Origin of the sequence: Streptomyces sp. IBSBF 2435 (genome assembly GCF_036815005.1) — a bacterium.
Taxonomy (GTDB): Bacteria; Actinomycetota; Actinomycetes; order Streptomycetales; family Streptomycetaceae; genus Actinacidiphila.
On the sequence record NZ_JAJSYW010000099.1, the window covers coordinates 1 to 24,870 of the forward strand.

Genomic DNA, 24,870 nt, shown 5'->3' on the forward strand with positions numbered 1-24,870 from the left:
CCCCACCCGGTCTCCCACACCGTGCCGCCCTGCCACTCCCGCTCCCAATAGCCGATCGACCCGACGGTCTCCCCGCTCCCCGCCGCCACGACCCGGAACATCCCCCCGGGGTCCAGCGCGACGTACCGCTGGTGCCGCGCCACCAGCTGCTCCGCGCTCTCCGGCCCACCGAGGTGGTCTGTCATCTCCACCGCGTTGACCCGTTCCAGCAACCAGAAATCCCCCTCTCCCCACGCCACCAGCTCGACCTGCGGACCGCGCGCTTCTTCCATACCGACCACCGTAGAGCGGGGGTCTGACACTCGCCCCGAGAGCGGCCCTTGCATAGCTGTACGGTGATGCGCATGAGGATGCAGCGGTCATAGCCGAGGGGTGTCAGGCCGGCAGGCCGGCGAGCCAGTCCGTCAGCAGACGGTTGACCTCGGCGGGGCGCTCCTGCTGGATCCAGTGGCCGCAGCCGTCGAGGATGTGGGAGGAGACCAGGCCGGGCAGCGTACGGGGATAGGCCTCGATCGCGTCGGCCAACCAGGTGGTGGAGGCGTCCAGGCTGCCGCCGGCGAAGAGCGACGGCTGGGTGATCGGGGCGCCGTCGAAGGCGGCGAGGTCCTCCCAGTCCCGGTCCATGTTCCGGTAGCGGTTGAGCGCCCCGCTCAGGCCGGTCCGCTCGAACTCCCCCGCGTAGAAGTCGAGATCGTCCTCGCCGAGCCATCCGGGCCGCGGTCCGGTGGGAAGGCGGTCGCGCAACCGCCCGCCCCGGCTGACGAAATGCGGGTCCAAGGCGTCGGACGAGGGCATGGTGTCCGCGGACAGGGCGGCGTAGAAACCGGCGAGCCAGCCGCGTACGTCGGGCTCGATCTCGGCCTCGGCGCGGCCGGGTCGCTGGAAGTAGGGGACGAGGAATTCCTCGTCCCCGCCCATGCGCGCGAAGATCTCGCCGGGCCGCGGTCCGCCGCGCGGCGCGTAGGGCACGCTGAGCAGCCCCACGGCGCGGAAGACATCCGGCCTGGCCAGGGCGGAGTTGGCGGCGACGGCCGCGCCCACGTCGTGCCCGACGACCGCGGCGGACCGCTCGCCCAGCGCGTGCACGACCGCGACGTTGTCCTCCACCAGATCGAGCATCCGGTAGGCGTCGACGGCGCCGGGCTTGGAGGAACGCCCGTAGCCGCGGACATCGATGGCGGCCACGCGGTATCCGGCGGCGGCCAGCACCGGCAACTGGTGGCGCCAGGAGTACCAGGACTCGGGGAAGCCGTGCACGAGCAGCACCAGGGGGCCGGCGCCCTGCTCCACGAGGTGGATCCGGCCGGCGGGCGAGGGGACCGTCCGGTGGGTGGCCTCCGTGTGCGCCATGATTCCTCCCGGGCTTCCGATCCGCGATGCGCTGAGATCGGGTTCCGATCATGCCGGGGGTGGTGCGGGGCGGCGACTGCTGTTGCCGGTCCGGCAACGCGGTCCGGCGCGGTGCTCTTTCGGTGGGCGGCCCCGGTCTCCCCCGGCGGCCGGGCCTCGTAGGTCTGGGCTCCACCGGTGCTGGACTTCGCCGGCGGCCCGGGCGGGGCCTGTGAGCGCCAAGGAGGGCACCGCCTGGGGTGCTTCAGCGGGACGCGGTCTGCCAGGCGAAGCCGTCGAGGTCGGTGAAGGGCACGGCGTCGCTGTCGATCGTGAGCCGGTGCGATCCGGTGCCCTCGTAGGAGACGCCCGCGTCCTTGGCGAGGGCGCGACGGCCGTACAGCGCGAGCTTGACCGGGCCGGAGGGCGGCGCCACGAATTCCACGTACTTGCGGCCGAAGCTCTTCCCCACGGTGAGGCCGTGCCCGACGTAGAACTGCTTGGCCGCGATCACGTCGTCGACCCCGAGCAGCAGCACGAACTGCTCGATCTCCCGGGTGACCGGCTCCTTGTCCTTCTTCGCCGAGGTGGCGATCTTCCACAGCGCCCCGTCCGGCGCCCGTACGACGCCCCCGTAGCCCCAGAACGACTTCGCGGCCGGCTTCACCGCGGTGGCACCGGCGTCGAGGGCGGCATCGACGAGCGCGTTGACGTTGCCCGGCTGGGCCACGGTGAGCGACAGCGTGAACCCGCGGAAGCCGGTCGACGCCGCCTCCCCGGCCCGCACGCGCAGCTCGTCGCCGAGCCCGAAGGCGGTTTTGTAGAAGTGGCCGGCGGCCGCAGGGTCGGCCGCGTCAAGGGTGACGGATTCGATGGAGGTCATGCCCCGAAGCTATGCGCGGCACCGTACCGCACGCTTCTCGAAACCTGACCGTTTCAGCCGCCGCACCCTCGGCGGTTGGCGTCAGCGTCGCGGTCAGCACCACGAAAGAGCCCCGCTCCGGGTGACCCGGGCGGGGCTCTGACCTGTGGTGCACTCGGCAGGATTCGAACCTGCAACCTTCTGATCCGTAGCTCTAGCCGGAACGGACGATGGGGTTCATACAGGCTGCGCGAGGGGCTCTGACGGCCGATGCGAGCCGCCGCCGGTTGCGGTGGTTGCGGTACTCCGCTGCTGTACGGACGGCCGCTTCGTCCGAAGCAACTCGGGTGGGGGTGCTTCCTTGGGCTGGTGCGGGCCTCACCTGCGCTAATGGTCCGCTGGCGTTCGCGATCGTCCGCCCTTGTTCGTCGGCGTTGTCACGCAGTTAGACACTCACCTTTCTCCCCTTAGCCACGCCGAGTCCGCCCTTACCCTTACTCTCCGGCATACGGACGGCTCGGCTGCAACACGGCCTCGCCTGTTGCCGTCAGCGCACGCTTTAGGGAGCGAAATTTCTCCATCTTGTGAAATCGAGTGGGCCGCGCACCGTCTTCCCCGGATCGATGCCGACACTAACCATGCTCCGCACATAGGTGTATGCGTCGTGGCGTGTTATGTACCCGTCCCGAACATCCGAGGCAAGAACATCTGCGGCGCAAAAAGTGTCCACGCCGATAGCACGCGCTACAGCAGTGGCTGCGTTCTCATTGCAAAGCATTGCGTGACCATCTTGTTGCGCAAATACCAAGACCTCCGACTCACCCTGGTCAGCAGCCGCCGATGAAGACGAGGGGTCATGATGGCTAGAGACGGCCTGCACTTGCGCCCGCATGGCCTGAACTGCTTGCTCGTCACCCATCTGGGCTGGCTCACCAAGGAACCTTTTTGCCCGAGCGTCCCATTTTCGAGCGGCGTCCCCTACCGCATCACGACGACGTGAGTGGTTGGTCAATTCGCCCGAAACAGCCTCGGTCCAGAAGATGCGACCGTAATACCTATTACGGAATAGCCTTATCCCCCTAGGTATGTGGCCAAAAGAAAGCAGAGGTCCAGTGTCTGTGACAACCGAACGCTTCTCGGCTTGACCAGTAACGGTGGATTCTCCCACGCCCGAAATTCCCCCCATCAGATCCGTGCACGATCCTCTTTCGCCACCAAAACCTTGAGAGTGGCATCATCCCGTACATCTTCGATACTTGCCCATGGTTCATCAGCAAAAACGGGCCACAGATCCGGACTAAGCCGGACTGCCTCTGCAGAGTCAATTACCCAAGGGCTTTCGACGTAGTCTGAATTGATTACCACCACTGGATGTGCTTCTTCGGTGAAATCAAGTTCGTCGCCATGCAGCTCCGAAAGTCTCATGCTCAGAGCGTCAGTTTCACTTGTCTCCCAATCTGCGTCAGCAACAATTTCATCAAGCAGCATCTCGATCCCAGCCCGCCACCATCGACGGCCGCAGAAGTCCTGAAGGTGACCCCGATATTGGAACGGCCGCAGTAGGTGGGACAGTTCAGAGTCCGACGCAATTACATCCGCGAAGGATCGGGGACTGAGACGGAGACGAAGGGATGCGTGCAGGTCAGACAGGAGAAAACTAGGGTAAGGAAGAATTTTTTGAGTAAACCACCGAAGCCAGGAAGAGCCAGCCGTGTAGTCTGCGACCGAACTGTCGGGTGGTCGACACGCATCTACTTGTGACATGGCAAGCTTGCTCCAATCGCTCTCCTCAAGCTTAAGCCAACCCGCACCGCCATCCCATTCGGTGTCTCCAGCGAATACCTGCCGCAGACTATGCGTGGCGGCAGCAAGTTCTACAATACGTCGACTTTCTCTCTCATCATTCTTGTTGAATGCCCAGTCAAGGTCATGCTGAGTAGCTAGGGCAGACTCACGGATTCCCGCCGGCAGAGCCGCTCCGAGCTTGGCGAGCTCACCGCTCCGCAAAACGAAAGCCGGAGATACCTGGTTGGCCCACGCGTGCCTTTGAAGTACCCGAATAACCGCCAAGCCGTCCACCGGGAAAAAGGCTGGGGTATCGGGATGTAGACTTCCGTCCCACTCTAGATACTCATCTACTGCCACGACGGACGCACTCTGAATGTCCGCAATGGTAACTTCCTGCGGAGTCTTCACGGTGGCCCGGAGACCTAGAGCGGATATGACTCCTGCGCGACCCTCCTCGGCTTCGGGCTTGTCGTCGACAATGAGAATGTGAGGCTTTTTCGAGCTTTCCATTATGCCTTGACTCCTTGCGGTGGAAGAGAGATCTGGACAGCTGTAGCGAAACCAGCAGTTGGCTTAGTAAAGTAAATCTTTCCGCCGTACTCCTCGATAATCCTGCGAGTGATCGGCAAACCGAGCCCTAGTCCCTGACCCAACACGACATCAATTTCCGTAGTCGTGGACTCGAAGGGTTGAAACCATCGCTCAGAGTCGGCCAGGTCGACCCGATTTCCCGTGTTCTCAACGCGGATTATCGTGTTTCCTGCCCCGTCTTCATATCCGCTAACGATCACCTTTCCACTGTCGCCGATTGCCTTGACAGCATTGGTCAACAAATTGGTCATGATAACCGTCATCTCAGCGGGGAACATGGGTGGTGTTTTTGCTCTCGACTCCAAATCGAGAGTTAGATGGATTCCCCGCTCCCTCATCGTCTTAGATAGAAGCTGGGTCGAGGAGCTCACGATCTCCGGTAGGCGCATACGCCTGCGCCTGCGCCTGGCATCAGGCCCCACGACATCCGTGAGGTAGCTGCTCTGCCGAGCGAGTGATTGAACGAGTTGCTCCACGGCGTCGGACAGCTGACTCAGGATTTGGCGTCGCTCCATTGGACTAGCTGATACAAGGAAGTTAGCCAACTCGCGCACAGTATTTGCTTGCCCCAAGATCCCATTGATCTCGTGTACGAAGGCCGCGAACTGAAGCCCAACGCCCGCCAGAACGCGAAGCATTGTGCGTTCTTCGTCCCAGGCGCGTTCGCGTGATTCAGCTAGTTCGACGGCAACTTGGGCGCGTTCAACCTGCGCGCGAGCTTCTTGCGGGAGATTGGGCGTGTCTCCTAGGATGGTTAGCTCTTGGCGCGCGGTAATCAAGGGGCGTTTGACAGTTGACTTCGGTCGGTCTGGCGTGGGTGTTTGGTCAGCCCGTCCTTCCGCCGCACTTGTGGCTTCTTTTTCATCTTCGGAATCTTGCGGAGTCCCGTGCGCGAGACGGCTCTGCAAGTAGACCTCTTCTTCCTCTTCTTCCCGTGCTTGCCGCTCCCTCAGATTTGCGGCGCGGGCCCGCGTAACCAGGTCGATTCCTGTCCGAGTGAGGTCTCGCAGAATCTCGAACGACTCGTCTTCTACGAATCCTTCTCGGTTCACCACAGGCCGAAGTGACTCAGCCTCATCTGCAGTTAGAAATACTGCGCCAAAGTATTGGTCGTTACCTTGGCTCAGGTAACCCTCGTTTTCTTGAGGAAGGAGTACCGAGCTTGATGTCTCAGCGAAATCGATTTCGAAGGTTCGCGGCTTACGAGCATAGTCCCTATCGAGGCCGAGCCAGTCATCACGACGGCCTCCGTAAGGAAGGACTCGGAACCCTTCCAGATACACCCTGACACCACCGCGACGTGAGTTGAAGCGGATGAGTTCAGAGGCCCGATTCTTAGTGCCGAGTGACCCTTCGCGGGCGTAGATACGTGCCTTGAAGTGAGGGCCGGCGCTAGGAGCTGGATGCGCTCGCGTGAAAACGTACGATCGATTGTCACTCAGCCGCTCGGAATACGCACGCGTGGGTTGAATAGAGTATTGAACAAGCGGGCCTGTGGCATCAATTTCAAGCAGCCAATGAGACCGAGAGATCAGTTCAACCCAAAGAGACTCGCCAGTATGCAGGTCCCCCTCGGTGATGATCTGGAAACCTGGGTCATTCTGGCCTGTCGAACTTGGCTGAACTTCGCCGATTAGACTGTTTTCGCTTACGATATTCTTGCCAGGTGGGCTAACCAACTCTGGTGCAGGACGAGCAGAATGCAGCTCATCGAGGAACCTATTCAGTTGTGCAGGTTGCCACGAGGACTTGAGACTGCTCAGCTTGAGAGTAGTACCCGAAAAGCCTTGGTCAGGGCTAGCAAGAACGTCCACCTTCAAGCCACTAGTGGCGGTGTCAAGTGTCTCGTTTAGATTCTCCAGAGCATCCCAGTCAATTTGCGCTCGAACTCCGGTCAGTGAGTCGATGTGCTCTGCGTTGAATACATTAGGGTTGGGTACCGATGTCACCTCTAGCCTACGAGCAAGTTTGTGAGCGCTAAGGCGGCCCACTCCCTTGGCGCCCGTATACCTTCGCCCGTAGAGTGGGCTACGTCGGCTTCCACCTTCTTTATATCGGCCGGCGATCCGCAGGAAAGCTCCTTTGAAGACCTCCCCAGTCATGCCGTTTCCGTCATCGATGATCTCTATCGTGCCGGATTTTGCGAGTTCTACTCCCCGGACCTGGACCCGTGTCGCGTCTGCATCGTAAGCGTTCTTGATGAGCTCGATCAGAGCAGTGCTGTCCCGGCCAACAAGTAGTTCGCCCAACTCGCGAAAGAGATGGGTATCAACAGTGAAGCGAAAATCATCCATGTTTCTCTCCTGCGCATATATTTGGTCGAGACGGCTCATACGCCTAGCTCAAATACGTGGTTTGGGATTCGCAATCCAGAGAGAGCACGCGGCTCCAGCTTGAATATTCCATCACTGTGTCGGCGTGCTAGCGCTCGCAGTGATTTTTGGCCGTCTTCACTCTGGAGCCATAGAGTCAGTGGCCTTGCAAATAGCTCGGCCACAGCCCGATCGAGCAGCCTTATCCCATAGAGAGAGTTCGTGGGAATTGCTTGAGCGGTATTACTCACCACCTTGAATTCCGACTTCGACATCGGGGCGATCAAGATATCTGGAATCGGTACCTCTTCAACGGCGTACCAAGGCGTACGGATCTTGCAGAGGTACCGCTCGGGTGTTCCCTTCTTCTCCCCTTGGTGCATGAGCTCGGCAACCGCAGGATCGGTAGAATCTGTTTTTTCTAGACGAAGGAGCCAACGCCTCGCGCCTTGCTTTCCCATGGTGTCATGCAGCTCAGGGGTCAGGTCGTCGAACGTGATATTTCGCAGGCTAGGAAGGGCTCGAACGTATGCTGCTTCTGGGAGATGGGCCACCTCGGCGTCTGTGCGGAGAAAGAAGCTGTTGTCGCCAGTTGCAACTCCTCGCCGAACCGTAGCAAGGTCGCTCAATGGCTTGGCTGATGCGTATCTTTCGCCAATCTGGCCCTTTACCCTTTGCGACAAGCTCTCGCGCGTAAAGATGAGCGGAGCGCTACCGGCGCGCCTTCTCTTTGTGACGGACTCTGCTACGTACTTTCCGCGCTGGTTTTGGATAACCTGGAAGTAGCGCATTTCTTGCTTGCGTTGCGTTTCTGGACCAATAAGGATTACCATGGCCGAAACCTGCGCGTTCGGAAATACGGATGCCCCATGGGGGAACAGGTGAATTTCGATCAGGCGACTGTGTAGTTGCCAGAGGTACTCGCGAATATGCCTCCCATAGTTAGTCTCCAGCCAGTTAGTCGGAAGTAGGAAGCACAGAGTGTCCCGTGCTCGCATCCTCCTAAGAGTTGCTGCAAGAAAGTGCGTAGATAGTCCTGCCTGACCGCTAGGGCAGAGCTTCCCCGATGCGGCTTTCGCAAGTTTCTTGGTTGCTGGATTCATGAGGTGGTGGCGCGTGTAGGGCGGGTTTCCGATAAAAAGCTTTTGCGCATCATCGCGCGGCTTCTCGGCCTGAATCCAGTCCAAATAGTCGGCATGGTGAAAAATTGGTTCCTGGCTGGTCTGCAAGGTAGAGCACCGTGCTGCCAGCAACCCTAGCGTCACAACGTTTACATCAATTGCGTGTACGGATGCATGTGGCCATTCCCGGAGGGCAGATTCAGTGAATGCGCCGACTCCTGCGCCTGGATCAACGATAACGGCGGGGTTTTGGGAAACGGATTTTGCGCGGGTTACCATGAATTCAAGAACGGCTGCGGGAGTGAAGAATGTCCCAAGGTGTCGACGGTTCGGGCCGGCGACGATACGTTCATAGATAGCAGCGAACAGACCGCTGCCCTCGTTTTCAAGTGCTGAGCGAATGCCTGAGACCATGTCCGTAGGAGGGCGCGGAGCTGCCTTGGCCCAGGACGTCACGGCGTCCGGCCAGCGGTCTAGGGAGCCGGTGGTCCGGCCGTATGTCTCAGCGAGAGCGGCCACCAGCCCTCCCAGAGCGGCAAGGGGTTGGCGTTGCTTCAACGTTGCGCCGGGGATCATCTCCTGAGTCAAGGGGTCGACTGAGGATCGTCGACACCAAGAGACGACCGATTTGACCAAATCTGGGTCATTTTGAGGCGTGGTCATCTCACTAGTGTGCACGTTGACATACATGCCCAACGGTCGACTCCCCACCCTGCCGCACTCGGGGTTGGCCTGACGATACCGTCTGTCACCGCGTAGTTCACGACATTGAACGCACAGGCGGCTCATGTAGATCTAATGGCTGGAAGTCGGCGCGGCGTGCGATGGATCGGCGGAGCGGGTCTAGTCGGTGGCCTGCCGGGTACCTCTGGCCAGTTCGCCCGACACGAACCTCGTCGGCGAGGCGGGCGGCTGTGCTGGTTTTGCTGTCGGACCTGCCCCGCAAGACCCGCTGGACCATCGGGAGTGGGCCAGGGAGGGCGTAGGGGGCTGTGCGGACAACCCACCCGACTGCAAGGCCGCTACGCGCCCAACGATGCTGGGGCGATCAGGGAACTGGTGATGATCGCCTCGCCAATGTCCAGGCCAGTCGACAGATCGGCCGCGTATTCCTCGAGCAGCGTCCCAGACCGGAGGCCGCAGGCCCGGACCAGGTCGCTGCACTCTTGGATTTGGCGATCCGTGGCAAGCGCGTTGAACAGGTGGTCGGACAAGACTTCACGGGCGGCGTATCCGTCCCTCGCCGTCGCCGTATGGCGGGCCAGGTCGTCAACGATGGTGCGGGCCAGAGGGGGTTCTGCACTTCCTACGATGTCCAAGATCGCGAGCCCAAGCCGCACGTCGAACACCGTCAGCCCTGGATCGTCCTCGCGGGACAAGTACGAGGTCACCAGCTCGCCCAGGCGGGAGCCGTCATCACGTCCCGCCTCGCGGCGGCACAGCGCTGCCAGGCATGCGGTGACAGCTTGCTCCCACGGTTCTCCTTCCACCGTGGCGGCGACGAGTTCCACAGCCCGGTCGACATCGCCGTCCGTGAGCGCGGCGACCACGGCGACTTGGCGGCCGTCGAGCATGCGGGTGCCGACGCCGTGGTGTTGTTCGATGAGGGCGAGGGCTTGTCGCCACCGTCCTGTGGTGGTCAGGGTGCGTGTGCCGTCGGCGAGCAGGACGCGCCACAGCCAGGCCCGGACTTCCCGCCGGTCGTCTTCGGTGCGCATGAGGTCGGGCGGAACGGCGATGCCCTCGAAGGCCACCCTGTTTCCGGCGCCGACTGCCTCGTAGAGGTCCAGGAGCCGCTGGCGGCCGTCGTCAGTGTTGCCGGCGCGGATCTGCAAGCGGGCGAGGTTGACCAGAGGTTCCAGTCCTCGGATGGCGCTGGATGCCGTCAGCGGGCTGGCTAGCAAGTAGGCGTTGGCGTGCCGGTGGCACATCGCCCTGGCGAGGTCGGGAAGGCCGACGTCCGAGGCGAGGAGAGCGGACTGGTTGAAGATGGTGGAGGCCAGGCCCTGGTCGTTCTGCGCAGCAGCTCGCCCGGCAAGATCGACCAGCGCGTGTACGCGGTCGGGCAACGGCAGGCAGGCGGGGCGGAAGCGGGCAACGAGCGGAAAGCGTCGGGCTATCTGGCCGTACGGGTCCACGGGGCCCCCTTGGGGTGACAGTGTGGGTAGGGGATGGTGGAGCCCGCCGACTGCGCTACGGGCTCCACCTCCGTTACGCCTGGGCCGGCATCACCGCCAGTCGGCGACGATGCGGTTCAGCGGGGTGTCGATGGCGAACAGGCCGGTTCGCTGCTCGATCACGGGGTCGTCGAGGCGCTGGATCTCGAAGGACGCCTCGTGACCCCGGAAGTCGCGGTCCCACGTGCGGCCCGCTTCGGCGACCTTCGCGGCCAGTTCGTCACTGCCGGGGCCGTGGCCGATGACGCCGAACTCCCAGAGCTTGCCGCCCTCGGGCGTGGTCCTCTCCAGCAGGCGGCGGGCGAGGTAGGTGACGGCGCCCTTCTCGACGGCCGCGGTGGAGGAGGGGTACGGGTCGTCGGTGAGCAGCGTGCCCTTGGCGGCTGCCGGGAACAGCATCCGGATCAGTCCGGACGGCAGGCAGCCGGAGACGAACAGCTCCATCCATTCCGGCGACTCAGAGGCTTGGACCGTCATGCCGGTCCAAGCCTCGGTGCGAGGCTGGTGGAGCACGCCCGCCAGGGCCTCGGCGTCGATGGGCTGTCCGGCGGGGGCCTGGAGCCGCACCGTGCCGTCCGTGCTGAGGGGGATGATGCGGCGGTCGTCGTCGGCGATGCCGCGGCGCAGGGGCATGAAGGTGTTCATCTTGCTGCTGACGCTGGTCCAGCGGCCGTCGTGCTGCTCGTAGGCGATGGAGCGGGAGACGCTTCCCTTGAGGCGCTGGGGGACGACGAGCCGCGCGCCGGGGGCGAGTTGGTCGAGCCAGGCGTGCGGGATGCCGTGGGCGCCGACGGTGGCGATGATCCGGTCGTACGGTGCGCCCTCGGCGTGGCCGAGTGCGCCGTCGCGGGTCACGGCCTCCACGTTGGTGAATCCGGCAGCGGCCAGGTGGGCGCGGGCGCCGTCCACGAGGTCTTCGTCGACGTCGATGGTGGTGACGTGGCCCTTCTCGCCGACGAGGTGGGCGAGAAGGGCTGCGTTGTAGCCGGTGCCGGCGCCCAGTTCGAGGATGCGTTCGCCGGGCTGTGCATCGAGTTGGTCGAGCATGAGGGCAACGACGCTGGGCTGGGAGGCGCAGGAGATCGACGTGCCGTCGGTGTCGTACTTGATGTCGACCTGACTGTTGGCGTACGCGTCCTGCAGGGAGGCGTCTGGCACGAACAGGTGGTGTGGAACGGTACGCAACGCGTTCTCAACTGCGGGCGTGCGGGCGTATCCGATCTTGCGGATCTGGTCGACCAAGGCGTTGCGGAGTCGTGCGGCCTCGGCCCCGTTGGGGGCGATCGTCTCGGTAGTCATCGCCCCGACGCTAGTGGTCGCGGACGTGCCCTCCGTGGGCGACGCGGTGTTGTCACTCGATCCCATGACTGCCTCTCGTGCTGTGGTGAACAGGGCGCTTTGGTCGTCTGGGAGGAGACCGGCGCGGTTGGCGTGGAAGATCACGTGGTGCGCGATGACGGCGCGCAGACCGCGCGAGAGCCCGCCCGTACTGGCGAGGTTGGCCAGCGTGGTGCCGGCGCGTTCGAACGCGGCTATCCACTCGGTGTGTCAGAGAGTTTCCACACGGTGCGCGGTGCTCCTTTCGGTGCTGGTGTCCGGGCCGAAGATGACCGTCTGCGCGGCGGCCGTGAGAACGGCCTGTGTGGAGTAAGGCAGGCCGAGGCGGTTCCAGGCGAAGATCACGTGGTGGGCGATGACATCGCGGATTCCGCGGTGGAGCCGCCCGGTCTGATTGAGGCGGGCCAGGTCGCTTCCGGCTGCCGTGTAGACCGCGGCCCATGCCTCGGCGCCTATGAGCGGGCTTCCCGGCTGCATCGCGTGCTGCGGGTCCACAGTGATGAGACGGCGTACGGCGGCGTGGAGTCGCTGGTTGCTGTCGGGCTCGGGAACGGCCGGTAGCGGGCGATGGGCGGCGACGCGGGCCCAGACGTCGCCCTGCTCGTACCAGTCCAGGCCTGCGGCGCGCAGCATGAGGCTGCACAGCATCAGGGAGGTCTCGCGCCTGTGCCGTGCGGTGTCGCCGTGGAGGAAGTGCAGGAGGTGGTGGCTGTCGTGGTGGAAGAACTGGTGGGCCGAGTCCATGGCAGGGGTGCCACCGAAAGCGTGCACTTCGGGCTCGTAGACGCTCTCCGTCCATCCGGTGACGCTTCCGGCTGCGACCAACGCCTCGAGGCGGTCGTCGATGGCGTCCTGCAGGCTCGCGACGGGCGCGTAACGGATTCGCCAGCAAGGGTGCTTGCGGACGAAGAACCACGTGGCGATGGCCCCGGCGTCTTCCGCGGACTCCATGAGCGGGGCGATTTCGGCTACGGCGATGGCCTCGGCGCGTTCCCAGTCCGGGAAGGCCACGTTGACCTGGCGCCAAGTGGGTTGGGGCATAAGGATTCTCCGGGGGTCAGGCCAGGGCTAGGAAGGTGTCCCAGTGCGGGGCGGGCGCGACCGCGGTGGCGTAGGTATGCAGGGCGAGTGCCGCGCCAGCGCTTCCGTCGAGAAGTTCCGGGTCGTGGGTGTTCTCTTCAAGCGCGACGATCAGTCGCTCGGCAAGGTGCGGCAACTCCGCGGCGATCTGGCAGTTGCCGGTCTCGGTGGCCATGCGCCATCCAGCGTGCAGCAGGCCGGCCATGCCGTGGCAGAGGCCGATCTCGGTGAGCTTCCCGACCTGGTCCGGGTCGCGCAGGACGTCGAGGATCGCATTCTCGGCGAGTTGCACGCGGGCCGGGTCGCCGAGGGCGAGCCCGGCCAGTTGCTGGGCGCGGGCGGTGCCGCTGGCTCCGTAGCACCAGGAGGGACGAGGGCGGAGATCGGCGTGGACGTGGTGGGCGGCTGATTGTCGTGCGGTGATGTGGCCGGGCCACCAGGGACGGTTGTCATCGCCCTGATGCCAGCGGTCGGTCCAAGTGCAGATCCGCTCGACGGCGCCGCTCATGCCGGGCACGGTTACGCCGTGGAGCAACGCTTGGGAGAGTACGGCCAGGGCAGCGCCGATGCCGTGCGCGAGGCCGAAGTTGCCGTGACCGCCGGGGTAGTCGGGACGGGGCGCTCCGGTGGGGGCGACGTCCATCCACCAGGGAGGCAGTCCTGTCGAGCTGCCCAGCGGCTCCGTCAGTCGTACGAGGTAGGTCAGGGTGTCCCGGGTGATCTCGTGGTGGGGGTGGCGGCTGAGGTGGTAGGCGCCGAGTCCGGACAGCCCCTGGATCAGATCGAACTCTTCCATCGGGACGTGTTCGGCGCGGTCGATGCGTTGGTGGGCTGATGCGATCCTCATGCGCGTGACGGTGAGGGTGGCGGTGTCCAGGCGGTTGAGGAGCGGCAGGTAGCGACTTGACGAGCTGGCCGCGCGGTGCGTGACGAAGGCGAGCGCGGGGGCGCCGAAGTAGAGGTTCGCGTTGCTGGCGGCGCTGATCTCGCCGCACACGGCCTCGGCGAGCCAGGTGTGCGCGGTGTCCCAGTCGCCGTAGCCGGTACGGGCGCGTTCGATGTGCAGGAGCGCGATTCCGCAGGCGCCTCCGGCCAGCGACTGGGGCCACGCGCGACCACCGGCGGGTCGGCCGTTGGGCCATGCGCTGCTCGGCTCGCGCAGGGCGTGCGCGACCTTGTCGGCGGTTGACAGGGCGGCGGAGGCGGGGGCCGTGGTCACGCCGTTCTCCTCGATCGGACTGTCCAGCTCAGGGCGGCGGCTCGTGCCAGGTGCAGGTGGGTGCGCTCTTCGGGCAGGCCGGGGCCGTGCATGCGTACGTGGTGCAGGTGCAGCAGGTCGGGCAGCAAGTCGCCGGGGTCCGTACCTGTTGTGAGGAGGGCGTCGGCGTAATTGGCCAGTGCCGTTCTTCGTGCGGACCAAGCGGCGGCAGTCTGCTCATCCAGGCCGACGGGGTGGGTGTGCACCAGCTCTACGGCTTCCCGGTGGACGGCGCGAGGAGGGGCGGTCGCATCGGTGCGGGTGTGCGCGATGAGCCAGCCCATCGCCCCGGCGCGGTCGCCGAGCAGGCCGGCGGCGATGTCCACCATGCTCGCGGCGGTCACGGCGCGGGCGTCGGATGCGTTCTTCGCCAGTCCGGCGGCGAGCTGAGCCAGCACGGCGATGGAGTCGGCGGCGAAGTACGCCTCCGCGGCGTCCATTGCCGCTGGGCCGCCGTACCGGGCGATCTCCGGGTAGTAGGTCTCCGCGCTGACGTGGGCGATCAGCCCGTGGCGGCGAAGCACTTCGGCCCAGGCACCGACGTGCTCGAAGGTCGTCCCCAGGGAGCCTGGGATACAGGAGAGGCGCAGGCGGAGGTGGTGGTCGGGGTCGGAATAGCGGACGAACCAGCATCGGGGAGGCGTGAGTTCGTCCAGCAGGGCAGGCAGATAGCGGGTGAGGATGTCGTCCTGCCTGGACGGGTTTCCGTGGAGCTGGACGTAGAGAAACTCTCCATTGCCGGGGAGACGGCCGTGTTCCTGAGTGACGACGTGGGGCGGGATTCGTACGGGGGTGCGGTTCTGATCGGAGACCAGGGGGATCACCACCTCGTGAGCGCGGCCTCCGATCCAGCCCAAGTCCTGGGGCTCGGGCGCAGGGCGCAGGGTCGCGGTGCCGTCGCGGTCGAGGTGTGCGCGAAGCAGAGCGCGGTGCGAGGGTTCCGTCAGGTCCAGGGCGAGACACTGGTCGGCTTCGCTCAGGTACACCCGCTCGGGAAGGCGCACGTCACGGCACCACTGGCTCAGGGCTTCGTCCCACTGCGACCACGGCTCCGACGCGGTGGGTAGGTCGCCACGGGCGAGGAGCCAACGGGCCGGGGAGAGGATCGTGCGGCCGTAGCGCAAGGCGGGCAGGTAGGGCAGGTTCGAGGCGGCAGTGCCCCACAAAAATCCCGTACAGGGGACAGCCAGCGCGACAGGCGCCTCGGCCAGGAACCGTGTCAGGGGGTGCGAGTGCAGGCCGAGGTCCACAGCGTTGAGCAGCAGTGTGTGTACCGGGCGGCGGTGGGAGAGCGAGACGAGGTGGAGCTGCTCGGCGTCCGCGGTGACGGCGAGATCCGCAACGGGAAGGAGCCTGCTGTCCGGGCCGCGGTACTCGCCCAGCGAGATCACCAGCTCGGTCACCTGCGGGGCGCGGACGACGTTCTCGGCTCGTACGGACAAGGGCACGGCACTGATCTGGGCGACGAGGGCGTCGTCGTGAACTCCCGGGAGGGCGGCGTGTACCTCGGTCATACGGCGCCGGTCCTCGTCGGGCAGCATGTCCAGGAAACGCCCGGTGGTCGCGCCGGCGGAGCGGGCCACGCCGACGACGTGCAGGGTGAAAGCGCCCTGTTGAAGTGCTGAGGCGTCTGTGGCATCGATGCGCAGGGTCAGTTCGGTGCTGGGCTGCACGGGGTGGTCGGGATCCGTGGTGGCCAGGGCTTCCAGAGCGCCGTCGTCCAGCACGACTTCGAGTCGGCCCTGCATTGCGGCGGCGTGCGCGAGCTTGATGAGGCGGCCGTCCCGGTCGGGCAGGGGCGAGAGCGTGGGCGCCGCGGTGGCCCCGAGGTAGCCGGGCGGGTAGCCGAGTGCGTCGATGGCGTCCAGGACGGGGACGACCGCTCGCGGCCCGTACCGGTTCAGGAAGCGGCCGTGCCAATCGGCCCAGCCGGTCAGGGCGGCCCGGGGCGCGAGCCGGGTGAGGGCCTTCGCCGCAGCAGTTGCCTCACGGGCCACGGTGTCGGGGATGGTCAGATCGCAGTCCAGCAGAAGGTCCTGCGCGCGGCGCGGAGTCGCGCGGACCTCTGCCCTCTCCTGGGCGGACAGCTGGTGCTCGTGGTCGTGGAGGCCGGCAAGCGGGTCGTTAGTCGTCATCGCCGCACGCAGGCTGGTGAGCAGAAACTGCTGCGTGACCAGGCTCGCGAGAAGCATATCGATCAGGTTCGGTGAGGTGTCGGGAAAGCGGGCCGCGAGCTTCGCCGCGAGGTCGCACCACGGAATCGGGCTCCGAGCGCCGTCGACAGCAGCCCGCACGGGCTCCGTCATACGGATCCGTACGTGCTCGGGCCCTGCGTCGGGCTTCCCGCCGGACCGGTGGTCGATGGCCACATGGTCGTTGCGTACGACGGCGAGGGTGGAGGTGAGCAGCATCAGGTGCGGTCGCAACGCCGGGTGCTGCTCGAAGCGGCTGATCAGCGGCCTGCTCTGTATGGCCTCGGCTCTGGCCGTCGGACGGTGCTCGGGACCGAGGCGCAGCGTGGGGACGGTGCCGATGCGCGCCGCCGCGACACCCGCGAAGAGTCCGAAGGGCGTGGCTCGCGTGCGGGCGCGGAGCAGGTAGCGGAGGACGGCCAGGACGACGCGGTGGACCGTGGGATCCAGTAAGTGGTCGCCGGTGCAGATCTGCTCGACACGGGACGCGAGATCGGGACTGGCGGCCGAGACGGCGTCGGCGAAGTCTCCGATCCGCCAGACCTCTTGCAACCAGGCCCGCCACGATGTCGGGCCCGAGGCGGTACTGACGAGGTCAGGCCAGGTGACCTGCGTGTCGGGGTGACCCGCAGCGGCCCGGATCAAGGCTGCGTCGACGTACCGGTACATGTGTCCCCCTCTGGGCGCGCGGTGCCCGACCGTCAGTTGCGCGCGGTCGGGCTCCGCTCCGAATGCGGTCGGTACCTACGGCACGGCTACGGGCAACTCACGCACGCCGTGGCGCACGTCGAGTTGCATCCGTCGCTCGTCAGGCGGATGAGCTGGTCCGCGGCCGGGCCGCCCTCGACGATGGTGATGTCGAGGTCCCAGTCCCCCGCCGCTTCGGCGGGCGCGAGGGCGCCCTCCGGCTGCGGGGGCGTCACGGGACGCTCCATCTGCACGGTCATGCATGCCTCCTTGGAGTGGTTCGTGGGTGGTGCGTGGTCCCGGAGCCGTACGACTCCGGAGTCTCAGGTCCAGATCGCGGTGACGATGCCGTGGCGGTGCAGCACAGCGCCCTCCGGCAGGGGCTTGGGCGCGGGGCCCGGCAGGTAGCGGAAGGTCGCGGCTCCCCGCCGGCGGTGGTTCTGCGCCCAGTGGCGGAGGAGGTCGGCGTACTGGTCGGCGAGCGCTTCGGCCTGTGGGCCGTGGGCGACCACGCCGCTCTCGAAGCCGCCCGTCGCGGCGTTCTCCCGGCGCGTGCGGTACGCGAAGCTGTCGCGGCTCACCAGCGCGGAAACGCCCTTGAGAGCGGACGCTTCCACGAAGCCGCCGTCGATGACGGCTTGGGCGGCGTGGAGGCGGGCCGGACTCGGCAGGTTGAGCGTGAGGAACAGGTCCAGCTCGTCGGGCAGGTCGTACGCGGCGCCGGACCAGCGCTCCAGCCGGGGCATGTCCAGAGCCGCGTCGAGCGCCTGGGGCTCCAGGGGCACTCGCACGTCGTCGGTCTGCAGGGCGACGCCTTCGCGCAGCATCACCTTGCGCTCCTCGGCGGCGCCCTCGCCCTGCATGGGCACGAAGTGCGCCAGACCGTAGGAGCGGCTGACCAGTCCGCTGCCGTCGCGGTCGAAAGCGATGCTGCGGGTCGTCCCGCACACCGTCAGCGGGACGACGAGCCGCCCCTTCTCCGCCAGCCCGCCGATCCACGACGGAGGGATGTCCCATGCCGCCGCCGTCACGATGATCCGGTCGAACGGAGCGCCGTCGGCCACACCGTGCTCGCCGTCGTCGAGGACCGTTCTCACCCGGCCGTATCCGGCGTCGTCTAGACACCGACGGGCGCGGTCGATGACGTCGCGGTCGATGTCAACCGTGGTCACCTTGCCCTCTTCACCGACGAGTTCCTGGAGGTACGCCGCGTTGACCCCGCCCGAACCGATCTCCAGGACGTTCATCCCGGGCTCGACCTCGGCCTGTTCGAGCATGACGGCCTGGAGGTGAGCCGCGGACATGACGCTGATGTCCATGCCGTGCTCGTCCTTCTTGACCGGCACGGTGCGGTGCAGGCTGTACGCCACCTCCGGGGGTGCATCCGGCGCGAAGCGGTGCCGGGGCACCGTGGCGAAGGCGGCGGCGACGGGCCCGGTCATGATCCCGTCCTCGTCGCGGAGCGCGCGGACCATGTCCGCCCGCAGCACGTCGGGATCACGATCCGTCGAGCCGTCGATTGCAGTCATCCGATTACCTACTTCCGTTGCGGTGGTGCTAGCGGCCGGCCCGGGGGGCGAGGCGATGCGGACGGTTGCCCAGGTGGTTCGGCCGTCGTCGGTCACGCCCCATCTCCGAGCCAGGACTGTCACGAGGAGCAGGCCGCGGCCGGACACATCGTCATCACTAGAGAGGCGCATCCTGGCGGGGGCCGGGTTGTCATCGGTGACTTCGATGCGAACGTCGCTACCGGACCACTGGACTCGCAGCCCGACGCCGCCGTCGCCGTGCTCGATGGCGTTAGTGACCAGCTCGGAAACGATGAGGACGATGTCCTCGGCCTGCGCCCCGCCCACCTTCCACAGCCCCAGGACCGCCGTGGTGATCCGGCGCGAACGGCTGACCCAGACCCGGTCGGGCTCGAAGGCCATCTCGAAGGCACGCGACAGCTGCGCAGCAGCCGGTACGACGACCGTCTCGGCAGTGCTCATCTGACACCTCCTAGGCGCGCGGGGAGCGGGGAACGGGCGATCCGCGGCATCGGAATGCCGCCCGGAACGCCTGGCCGATTCAGTCACCAAGCGTGGTCGCTCGGTGACCAGCGAACACCTTGCGGCGCGCAAGAGGGAAGGAAGTCCTGGTGAAGTTGACTCGTCAGTAATGCAGTTCGGGGTGCCACACCGGCGCCGAGCCCTGACATGCTGAGTGCCATGGCAACGCTTGACGAGAAGCCCGCAACCGCCGATGACGTCCTGCCCCTGGCCCTGACGAACTACGGACACTTCACGTCCATGCGCGTCGACGCCGACCGCACCATCCGCGGGCTGACGCTGCACATGGAACGCCTCGCACGGGACTGCAAGATCGTCTATGGCGTCGATCTCGACACCGGGCGCGTCCGCGGCCACGTCAGCGAAGCCCTCGACGGGCAGGCCGGACCGTGTGTCGTCCGCGTCACGATCTACGACCCCGCCGTCGAGATGGGCCACCCCGCCGACGCCGAGAACCCGAGCGTCCTCGTCACCGTCCGCCCGGCCGGCAAGCTGCCTCCCGCACCGCTGCGTGCCAAGAGCGTGCAGTACGAGCGCGACCTCCCCCACGTCAAGCACTGCGGCCTCTTCGGCGCCCTGCACGCACGCCGCGCGGCCCAGCTCGCCGGGGCCGAGGACGCGCTCTTCGTCGGCCGCGACGGACTCGTCTCCGAGGGCGGCACCTGGAACGCCGCCTTCGTCGACGGCAACGGCGCCGTGGTGTGGCCGCAGGCCCCCGTGCTGCCCGGCGTCACGATGGCGCTGCTGCGGCAGCACGCCACCGGCATCGAGCACCGCACCGCCACCGTCACCGTCGACCAGGCCAAGGCCATGGCAGCCGCCTTCGCCACGAACACCTCAATCGGTGTCCGTGCCCTGTCGGCCATCGACGACACCGAACTGTCGACGCAGAACCCCACCTTGGCCGCGCTCCGCGACGCGTACCTGTCCATCCCCGGCGAGACGCTGTAAAGCCGGGGGCGAACGTGACGACGGGGGTCGCACGGTGGACCGGCCGGGAAGTCTTACTCCTGCGCCGAGCGCTGCGCATGAACGGAAAGGACTTCGCCGCCAAGGTCGGCATCAGCTCCCGGCAACTCGTGAACTGGGAGGGGCGGGGCGAGTCGATCAAGCCCCACCCCAACAACCAGGCCGCTCTGGACACCTTGCTCTCCACGTCATCCCCGGAAGCACAGTGGCGGTTCGCGCACTCCCTCACCGAGCAGGCCGCCGTGGGCCAGGACGAGCGCACCGAGGAACTGCTGCGCCGCAACCCGCACGCCATAAGGCACCCGGTCGACGGCAAGATCATGGTCCTCGTCGAGGAGGGCATCTACCTCTCCGGCCCGCAGGACCGGTCGATCTGGGAAGATGCCTACCGCATCGACGTCTACCCGACGACGAACCTCGACTACGAGCAGTTCGTCCGCGCAACGGGACACCGGCCCCCGCAGCACTGGCTGGGTGGGCGTTGCCCCGGCGCCCTTCGCGACCATCCCGTCGTCTGGGTAACGTGGCACGACGCAGCCGCGTACGCCCGCTGGGCGGCCAAGGCGCTGCCCACTGCCCGGCGGTGGGAGAAAGCCGCCCGCGGCCCGAACGGGCGCGCTTACCCCTGGGGCGGCGACCCCACCGCCGCGAAGTGCAACACCGCCGAGTCCGGCATCGGCAGCACGACGCCCGTCGCCCGCTACCAGTCCGGCGTCAGCCCGTACGGGGTGCACGACCTGTGCGGCAATGTGTGGGAGTGGTGCTCCACACCGGGCACCGACGGGCCGGATCGCTACCAGCTGAAGGGATCGGCGTTCAGCAGCCCGTTCGGGCGCGCTGCGCCGTCACGGGAGAACGCTGCCAACGCCACGATGCAGGACAACGACACCGGATTCCGCTGCGTCACGCCCGCATAACCAAGTGCCGGGGGAGCTTGCGTGTGGGAATCACCCGCGTAGTTCAAGGCGGTTGCGTAGGGCGCGACTTTCGCTTGTCGGCGACTCAGCGAGCCCTATGAGCAGTTCAAACCGGCCATGATTCTGCGTCGGCGGGCAGTCCCACGCGCAGCACGACGATCCTCATCTGGTGAGCAACGTTTGGCGCCGACTGGATGACGTATGTAGCGCATGTGGACTGGCGGAAAGCCCCGTTGCTTGCCGTGGCTGGGCACGGGGCGGATCGGGATCGACCTTGCCTCAACACCTCAAGATCACGACTGTCAGTGGTCAACGCAATACTTTGAGCATGGAAGCCAGTAGTCGAGGAACGCTGCCACGCACCGTCCGAAATGTAGTCCTTACGGCAAATAAGAGGAATTGTACCTACTGCTCTTGGGGAGCAGCGGAAGCGGTGGATCACGTAGTGCCGTGGGAGGAGGGGGGACGTGACGACGTGAGCAACTTCGTACCTGCCTGCCGGAGATGCAATAGCAGCAAGAAGAACCGGACCGTCCTCCGGTGGAAGAGGGACATCCAAGCTCGGCCCCCGAGCGATCTTCTGGCCTCCTTCTTTGGCGGCAAGACCTACCACGACCCCGACCTCGTGATCGATTCGACCCCCGAAGGGCTCATAGAGCACGTTGAGAGCGTGCAGGCTGAGGTGTGCGCAGCATTTCGTCGCCTCGAAGTCGACCTCGCCGAGGGGCTGATGGGCGAAATGAACCGCCTAGCTGCACGGATGGGCAACCTCTCGACCCACATGCGAGCTCTCGTCCACGCGGAGTTCCTGCTCCGGCTCGGCGAACAGGAGGTAGACCTCGCCTCCCGGCCCTCGGATCGCTACTTGAGACGTATCCAGGTAGACCGCCGACAGGCGGACCTCGTTACGACGCTCGCCCAGGTCGGGAACTTGACCACCTCGCAGGTGGCTCGGGATGCGCTTGCGGGGGCCAAGAGGTAGCCGGGAAATGCCACTTCACGCCGGTTCATCGGTGCGGTCGCTGGTTCGCAGCCGGGAGGACGGGTGCTATCGGAGACCACGGCGTTGAAACACGGGGGAGGTTGCCTGCGTTGTGGGAGCGGAGGCGGGCTGCTTCGGCGCGGGGGTTGGGTGCGGGGTTGCGGGCGGTGTGTTGGATGCGGCCGATGAGGACTTTGGCGGGCATTCGGGCTGTGGCGAGTTCGCGGCGGGCGGCGGCTTCGGCGAGGAGTGCGCGGGGGTGGTGGCCGGCTGCGTGGGCGTCGGCGAGGACGGTGGCCAGGGTGGGCCAGTGGGGGTCGGTGAGGATGCGGTCGGCGTGGTCGGGGACGGCGGTGCGGACTTGTGCGGCGAGGGTGTGGGTGATCTCCATGGTGGGCTGCCGGTGGGCGAGGGCTGTGAGATGCGGGGCGGCGGCCTGGTCGTAGGCGGTTTGCAGATGGATCACCGCGGTACGGGCTGCTTCGGCCTGCTGGCGGTGGCCTTGGGCTTGGTGCCAGCGGGCGGCGAGGATCGCTGACCAGACCAGGGCGGTGAGCAGGACGGCGAAGGTGCTGCCGTCGTTGCCGTCGCCGGCTTGGGCGATGTCGCGTGCGGCCTGGCGCAAGCCAGTTGCGGTGTGGTGGTCGGCGCGGATGCGGGAGCGCTGGGCGCGGGTGAACTCCCTGCTGGCGGCGCGCAGCTTGTCCCGTAGCTCGGTCGGTCCGGCCTGGGCTGTGGCGTCGATGAGTTCTCCGAGGGCGGTGATCTGAGCCTGGGCCTCCTCCCCCGTACCCCGGCTGCCCCCGCTCCCAACGTCGGCGAGGTGGCTGTGGAGGATGTCGAGGGCGGTGGTGGCCCGCTGCCAGCTCGTGCTGGGCCGGTTACGGCGTGCCGTCGGGTACTCCTCGGGCTGCCCTGCGTCGAGGCGAGCTTGGAGATTGGGCAGGGACAGGTCGGGGGCGATCTTGCTGCCGGAGATGTACACCTGCTCGCCGTTGGCCTTCACATCTCCGGGGCGGCCGACGCTGTAGCCCAGGAGGTCGCCGGAGGGATAACGGCGGACCTTCACCTCGACGCCATCGGCCTCAAGGTAGGCGAGGAACTCCTCGATGCTGGCGGCGTGCGGGATCGCGGCCCGGATGCGTTCCTGGAGCCACTGGCGGCTGGTCGTCTCCCAGCCGAGGCGCTCGGCCTTGTGCATCTCGGCCTGGGTGGGGCGGCGGTCCCCGGTCCGGTCGCCGGGAGTGACCTGGTGGAGGCCGAGTTCTGTCTCGATCAGGCGGGCTTCGGCCTGGGCGCGCATGCCGCAGTTGTGGATCTTGGGGCGGCGGCCGTCTTCGCGGACGGTGGTGGCCAGGATGTGGATGTGGTCGTCCGCGTGGCGCACGGCGATCCAGCGGCAGGCCAGCGGGTCGCCGTCGGGAGCGATACCCGCCGCGTGGACGATACGGCGGGCGATCTCGCCCCACTCGGCGTCCGACAGGTAGCGGTCGCCGGGCGCGGCGCGCACGGGGCAGTGCCACACGTGATCGGTGACCTTCCTCCCGAAACCTTCGTTGCGGAGGCGGACGGGGGCATCGAGGATCTGGCCAAGAGCGGTGAGGGTGGCGTCGGGGTCGCGGCCGGGGTCGGGCAGGCCGCGGGGGCTGAAGGAGGCCACGATGTGCGGGTCGTGGTGTTCGTCGTGCCGGCCGGGCCCGTAGAGGTAGGCCAGCAGTCCGCGGGTGTTGCCACCGGGCTTCTTCACCGAGGGGATCACCGGTTCACGTCCTCGGTGGTGTCGGTGGGGACGAGCAGCGCGTGGGCGATGTGGGTGAGCAGGCGGTCGAGGTGCTCAAGGCGTTCGCGGATGTCCGGTTCTATGCGGTCGTCGCGGTGCAGGACGTAGACCATCTGATTGATGTTGACGCCGATACGGTTGATCTCCCAGCGGATCTTCGCGCGGAACTCCTGCACCTCCTGCTTGCCGGTGTGCAGGGGCAGGTCGACGGTGAACGCGCCCCGGATGAATGCCAGCGCGATATCCGCCAAGTAGCCGGAGATCGTGTCCCCGTAGCCGTGGCGTTCGGCGGCGGACAGAAGCTCGGCGTGCTCGGACTCGGTGAAGCCGACCGGCCCGACACGCAGCTTGCGGCGCTTGCCGTTGAACCTGCGGATCTTGCCCTTGGGCATCACCTGGGCCTGGGGGTGGTTCGGCAGCGGTGGCACGTCGAGTGCGGGGACCTTGTCGTGGACGAACACGGCGACCGTCTCACGGACCTCGGCGTCGCCGTCGAGCCCGACCGCCTTGGAGGCCGAGCCGGGGGTGCTGGTCGGCATGGTGTGAGGGCGCTCGTCGACGTGTGCGGTCGCGAGGACGGTGCGCTGCACGGTGATGAGCTGGTCCGTGTCGGGGCCGCTGGCGGCGCCCGCCTCTCCGTCCGGCGCGCCCTCGCGCCGGGCCTTCTCCGCCACCCCCGGGGCGGAGGACCCCAGACTCCGGCCAACAGTCGGAGACTGGGTACAACTGGCTCCGCCAGGAGCCGTGCTGGTGAAGGCCCGCCGCCACAGACCCGCCAGCTTACGGGCCTTGGTGGCAGGCGCGGGGCTTTCCTCGGCGTCCTGGGCGGTCTCTGGGGTGGGCTTCACGGTGATCTCCAGCGGGGCCTTTTCGGTGTGGCGGATGACGGTGCGGGTCCTCTCGTTGCACGGGTCATGGTTCGGGGCGGGTGGCGGTTTGGCCGAGCCGCCTTCGGGGTGTAGAAGAGCGGCGCCCGGATGTGCGGAAGCCCCATGCCGGAGTTCCGCACATCCGGATCTCGGACATGCGCGAGCCTTGGTCGGCCGATCTTTGGTCAGGCGTCCGCAGGATGCGTCCGCGCCGGTTCCACCGCTTCGGCGGCGGGGGCGTGTTCATCCTTGAGGTGCTTCATCAACTGCGTCAGCCGAGAGCTGGCGACCGGTGTACCGGTGTCGCTTATCGCCTGCTTGACCACGGCCAGGCTGAGGCCGTGCTCGGCGACAGCGGGGCGGGCTATGGCGAGGAGCTGGTCCATGGTTGCCGCCGGCGGTCGTCCGGTGCGCTTGCGCGGGGTGGTGGGTGTGGTGCTCCCCGGCCTGGTTTGCACGGTGGGTGGCGAAGGGCGGGCTGGGGCGTGCTGGGCAGGCGCGGCGGCGTCATTCAGCGGCGTCGTGGTCGGCTGGTGCTGCGGCGTCGGCTGGGGTGGTGTGTGGAGG

General features: G+C 66.5%; 18 protein-coding genes and 2 pseudogenes. 4 read left to right on the forward strand and 16 right to left on the reverse strand.

What is annotated here, in order from left to right; translation table 11 throughout:
* The 13 genes and pseudogenes from V7E46_RS19820 to fxlM (V7E46_RS19880) form a co-directional block, all read right to left on the reverse strand.
* Positions 1-272, reverse strand: a pseudogene (locus V7E46_RS19820) (GNAT family N-acetyltransferase); the annotation flags it as partial.
* A 103-nt stretch (positions 273-375) separates the two neighbouring features.
* Positions 376-1,350, reverse strand: coding sequence for an alpha/beta fold hydrolase (locus tag V7E46_RS19825; protein WP_333769653.1), 975 nt, complete (start codon positions 1,348-1,350; stop codon positions 376-378).
* A gap of 244 nt (positions 1,351-1,594) precedes the next feature.
* Entirely contained in the window at positions 1,595-2,212 is a 618-nt protein-coding gene (locus V7E46_RS19830) for a glyoxalase (protein WP_333769654.1), read from the reverse strand.
* Positions 2,213-3,376: 1,164 nt separating this feature from the next.
* Positions 3,377-4,489 carry a hypothetical protein gene (locus tag V7E46_RS19835; RefSeq protein WP_333769655.1) on the reverse strand — a complete coding sequence of 371 codons (1,113 nt, stop codon included), beginning with the start codon at positions 4,487-4,489 and terminating at the stop codon, positions 3,377-3,379.
* On the reverse strand, positions 4,489-6,903 hold the full coding sequence (locus tag V7E46_RS19840; protein WP_333769656.1) for an ATP-binding protein: 2,415 nt from the start codon (positions 6,901-6,903) through the stop codon (positions 4,489-4,491). Before V7E46_RS19840 ends, V7E46_RS19835 begins: the two co-directional genes overlap by 1 nt.
* Positions 6,900-8,417, reverse strand: coding sequence for a class I SAM-dependent methyltransferase (locus tag V7E46_RS19845; RefSeq protein WP_333769657.1), 1,518 nt, complete (start codon positions 8,415-8,417; stop codon positions 6,900-6,902). Before V7E46_RS19845 ends, V7E46_RS19840 begins: the two co-directional genes overlap by 4 nt.
* A 608-nt stretch (positions 8,418-9,025) precedes the next feature.
* Positions 9,026-10,141 (reverse strand): hypothetical protein, encoded by a 1,116-nt coding sequence (locus tag V7E46_RS19850; protein WP_333769658.1) that lies wholly within the window; start codon positions 10,139-10,141, stop codon positions 9,026-9,028.
* A gap of 90 nt (positions 10,142-10,231) precedes the next feature.
* A pseudogene (gene fxlM / locus V7E46_RS19855) lies at positions 10,232-11,728 on the reverse strand (methyltransferase, FxLD system); the annotation flags it as partial.
* Positions 11,729-12,559: a thiopeptide-type bacteriocin biosynthesis protein gene (locus V7E46_RS19860; protein WP_333769659.1), complete on the reverse strand. Its 831-nt coding sequence runs from the start codon at positions 12,557-12,559 to the stop codon at positions 11,729-11,731.
* Between the two features lie 16 nt (positions 12,560-12,575).
* Complete coding sequence (locus V7E46_RS19865; protein ID WP_333769660.1) at positions 12,576-13,817, reverse strand: lanthionine synthetase C family protein; 1,242 nt, start codon at positions 13,815-13,817, stop codon at positions 12,576-12,578.
* Positions 13,814-16,717 carry a lantibiotic dehydratase gene (locus V7E46_RS19870; RefSeq protein ID WP_333769661.1) on the reverse strand — a complete coding sequence of 968 codons (2,904 nt, stop codon included), beginning with the start codon at positions 16,715-16,717 and terminating at the stop codon, positions 13,814-13,816. The genes V7E46_RS19865 and V7E46_RS19870 overlap by 4 nt, the downstream gene beginning before the upstream one ends.
* Positions 16,718-16,803: 86 nt before the next feature.
* Positions 16,804-16,995, reverse strand: a complete 192-nt coding sequence (locus V7E46_RS19875; RefSeq protein WP_333769662.1) for an FxLD family lanthipeptide — start codon at positions 16,993-16,995, stop codon at positions 16,804-16,806.
* 63 nt (positions 16,996-17,058) lie between these two features.
* Entirely contained in the window at positions 17,059-18,726 is a 1,668-nt protein-coding gene (gene fxlM, locus V7E46_RS19880) for a methyltransferase, FxLD system (protein WP_333769663.1), read from the reverse strand.
* A 219-nt stretch (positions 18,727-18,945) separates the two neighbouring features.
* Between fxlM (V7E46_RS19880) and V7E46_RS19885 the strand changes: the two genes are divergently transcribed.
* The 3 genes from V7E46_RS19885 (at position 18,946) to V7E46_RS19895 (ending at position 21,654) form a co-directional block, all read left to right on the forward strand.
* Entirely contained in the window at positions 18,946-19,737 is a 792-nt protein-coding gene (locus V7E46_RS19885; RefSeq protein ID WP_333769664.1) for an aminotransferase class IV family protein, read from the forward strand.
* Between the two features lie 77 nt (positions 19,738-19,814).
* Positions 19,815-20,672, forward strand: coding sequence for a formylglycine-generating enzyme family protein (locus V7E46_RS19890; protein WP_333769665.1), 858 nt, complete (start codon positions 19,815-19,817; stop codon positions 20,670-20,672).
* Between the two features lie 328 nt (positions 20,673-21,000).
* Positions 21,001-21,654 (forward strand): HNH endonuclease, encoded by a 654-nt coding sequence (locus V7E46_RS19895; RefSeq protein ID WP_333769666.1) that lies wholly within the window; start codon positions 21,001-21,003, stop codon positions 21,652-21,654.
* 25 nt (positions 21,655-21,679) lie between these two features.
* Here V7E46_RS19895 and V7E46_RS19900 read toward each other — a convergent pair whose 3' ends face one another.
* From V7E46_RS19900 to V7E46_RS19910, 3 genes are all read right to left on the reverse strand, one after another.
* The gene (locus V7E46_RS19900; protein WP_333769667.1) at positions 21,680-23,413 is read right to left on the reverse strand and encodes a relaxase/mobilization nuclease domain-containing protein; all 1,734 of its coding nucleotides are present in this window, start codon (positions 23,411-23,413) and stop codon (positions 21,680-21,682) included.
* On the reverse strand, positions 23,410-24,108 hold the full coding sequence (locus tag V7E46_RS19905) for a plasmid mobilization relaxosome protein MobC (protein WP_333769668.1): 699 nt from the start codon (positions 24,106-24,108) through the stop codon (positions 23,410-23,412). The genes V7E46_RS19900 and V7E46_RS19905 overlap by 4 nt, the downstream gene beginning before the upstream one ends.
* Positions 24,109-24,488: 380 nt before the next feature.
* Positions 24,489-24,689, reverse strand: a complete 201-nt coding sequence (locus V7E46_RS19910; protein WP_333769669.1) for a hypothetical protein — start codon at positions 24,687-24,689, stop codon at positions 24,489-24,491.
* Between V7E46_RS19910 and V7E46_RS19915 the strand changes: the two genes are divergently transcribed.
* On the forward strand, positions 24,688-24,870 hold a 183-nt coding region (locus tag V7E46_RS19915; RefSeq protein ID WP_333769670.1), incomplete at its 3' end, for a hypothetical protein. The genes V7E46_RS19910 and V7E46_RS19915 overlap by 2 nt on opposite strands.

What these genes read in the sequence shown, in the direction of transcription:
- V7E46_RS19825 (WP_333769653.1), bottom strand. Translation starts at nt 1,350, where the DNA reads ATGGCGCACACGGAGGCCACCCACCGGACGGTCCCCTCGCCCGCCGGC.
- V7E46_RS19830 (WP_333769654.1), bottom strand. Translation starts at nt 2,212, where the DNA reads ATGACCTCCATCGAATCCGTCACCCTTGACGCGGCCGACCCTGCGGCC.
- V7E46_RS19835 (WP_333769655.1), bottom strand. Translation starts at nt 4,489, where the DNA reads ATGGAAAGCTCGAAAAAGCCTCACATTCTCATTGTCGACGACAAGCCC.
- V7E46_RS19840 (WP_333769656.1), bottom strand. Translation starts at nt 6,903, where the DNA reads ATGAGCCGTCTCGACCAAATATATGCGCAGGAGAGAAACATGGATGAT.
- V7E46_RS19845 (WP_333769657.1), bottom strand. Translation starts at nt 8,417, where the DNA reads ATGGTCTCAGGCATTCGCTCAGCACTTGAAAACGAGGGCAGCGGTCTG.
- V7E46_RS19860 (WP_333769659.1), bottom strand. Translation starts at nt 12,559, where the DNA reads ATGCCCCAACCCACTTGGCGCCAGGTCAACGTGGCCTTCCCGGACTGG.
- V7E46_RS19870 (WP_333769661.1), bottom strand. Translation starts at nt 16,717, where the DNA reads ATGTACCGGTACGTCGACGCAGCCTTGATCCGGGCCGCTGCGGGTCAC.
- V7E46_RS19875 (WP_333769662.1), bottom strand. Translation starts at nt 16,995, where the DNA reads ATGACCGTGCAGATGGAGCGTCCCGTGACGCCCCCGCAGCCGGAGGGC.
- fxlM (WP_333769663.1), bottom strand. Translation starts at nt 18,726, where the DNA reads ATGAGCACTGCCGAGACGGTCGTCGTACCGGCTGCTGCGCAGCTGTCG.
- V7E46_RS19885 (WP_333769664.1), top strand. Translation starts at nt 18,946, where the DNA reads ATGGCAACGCTTGACGAGAAGCCCGCAACCGCCGATGACGTCCTGCCC.
- V7E46_RS19890 (WP_333769665.1), top strand. Translation starts at nt 19,815, where the DNA reads ATGAACGGAAAGGACTTCGCCGCCAAGGTCGGCATCAGCTCCCGGCAA.
- V7E46_RS19895 (WP_333769666.1), top strand. Translation starts at nt 21,001, where the DNA reads ATGGAAGCCAGTAGTCGAGGAACGCTGCCACGCACCGTCCGAAATGTA.
- V7E46_RS19910 (WP_333769669.1), bottom strand. Translation starts at nt 24,689, where the DNA reads ATGGACCAGCTCCTCGCCATAGCCCGCCCCGCTGTCGCCGAGCACGGC.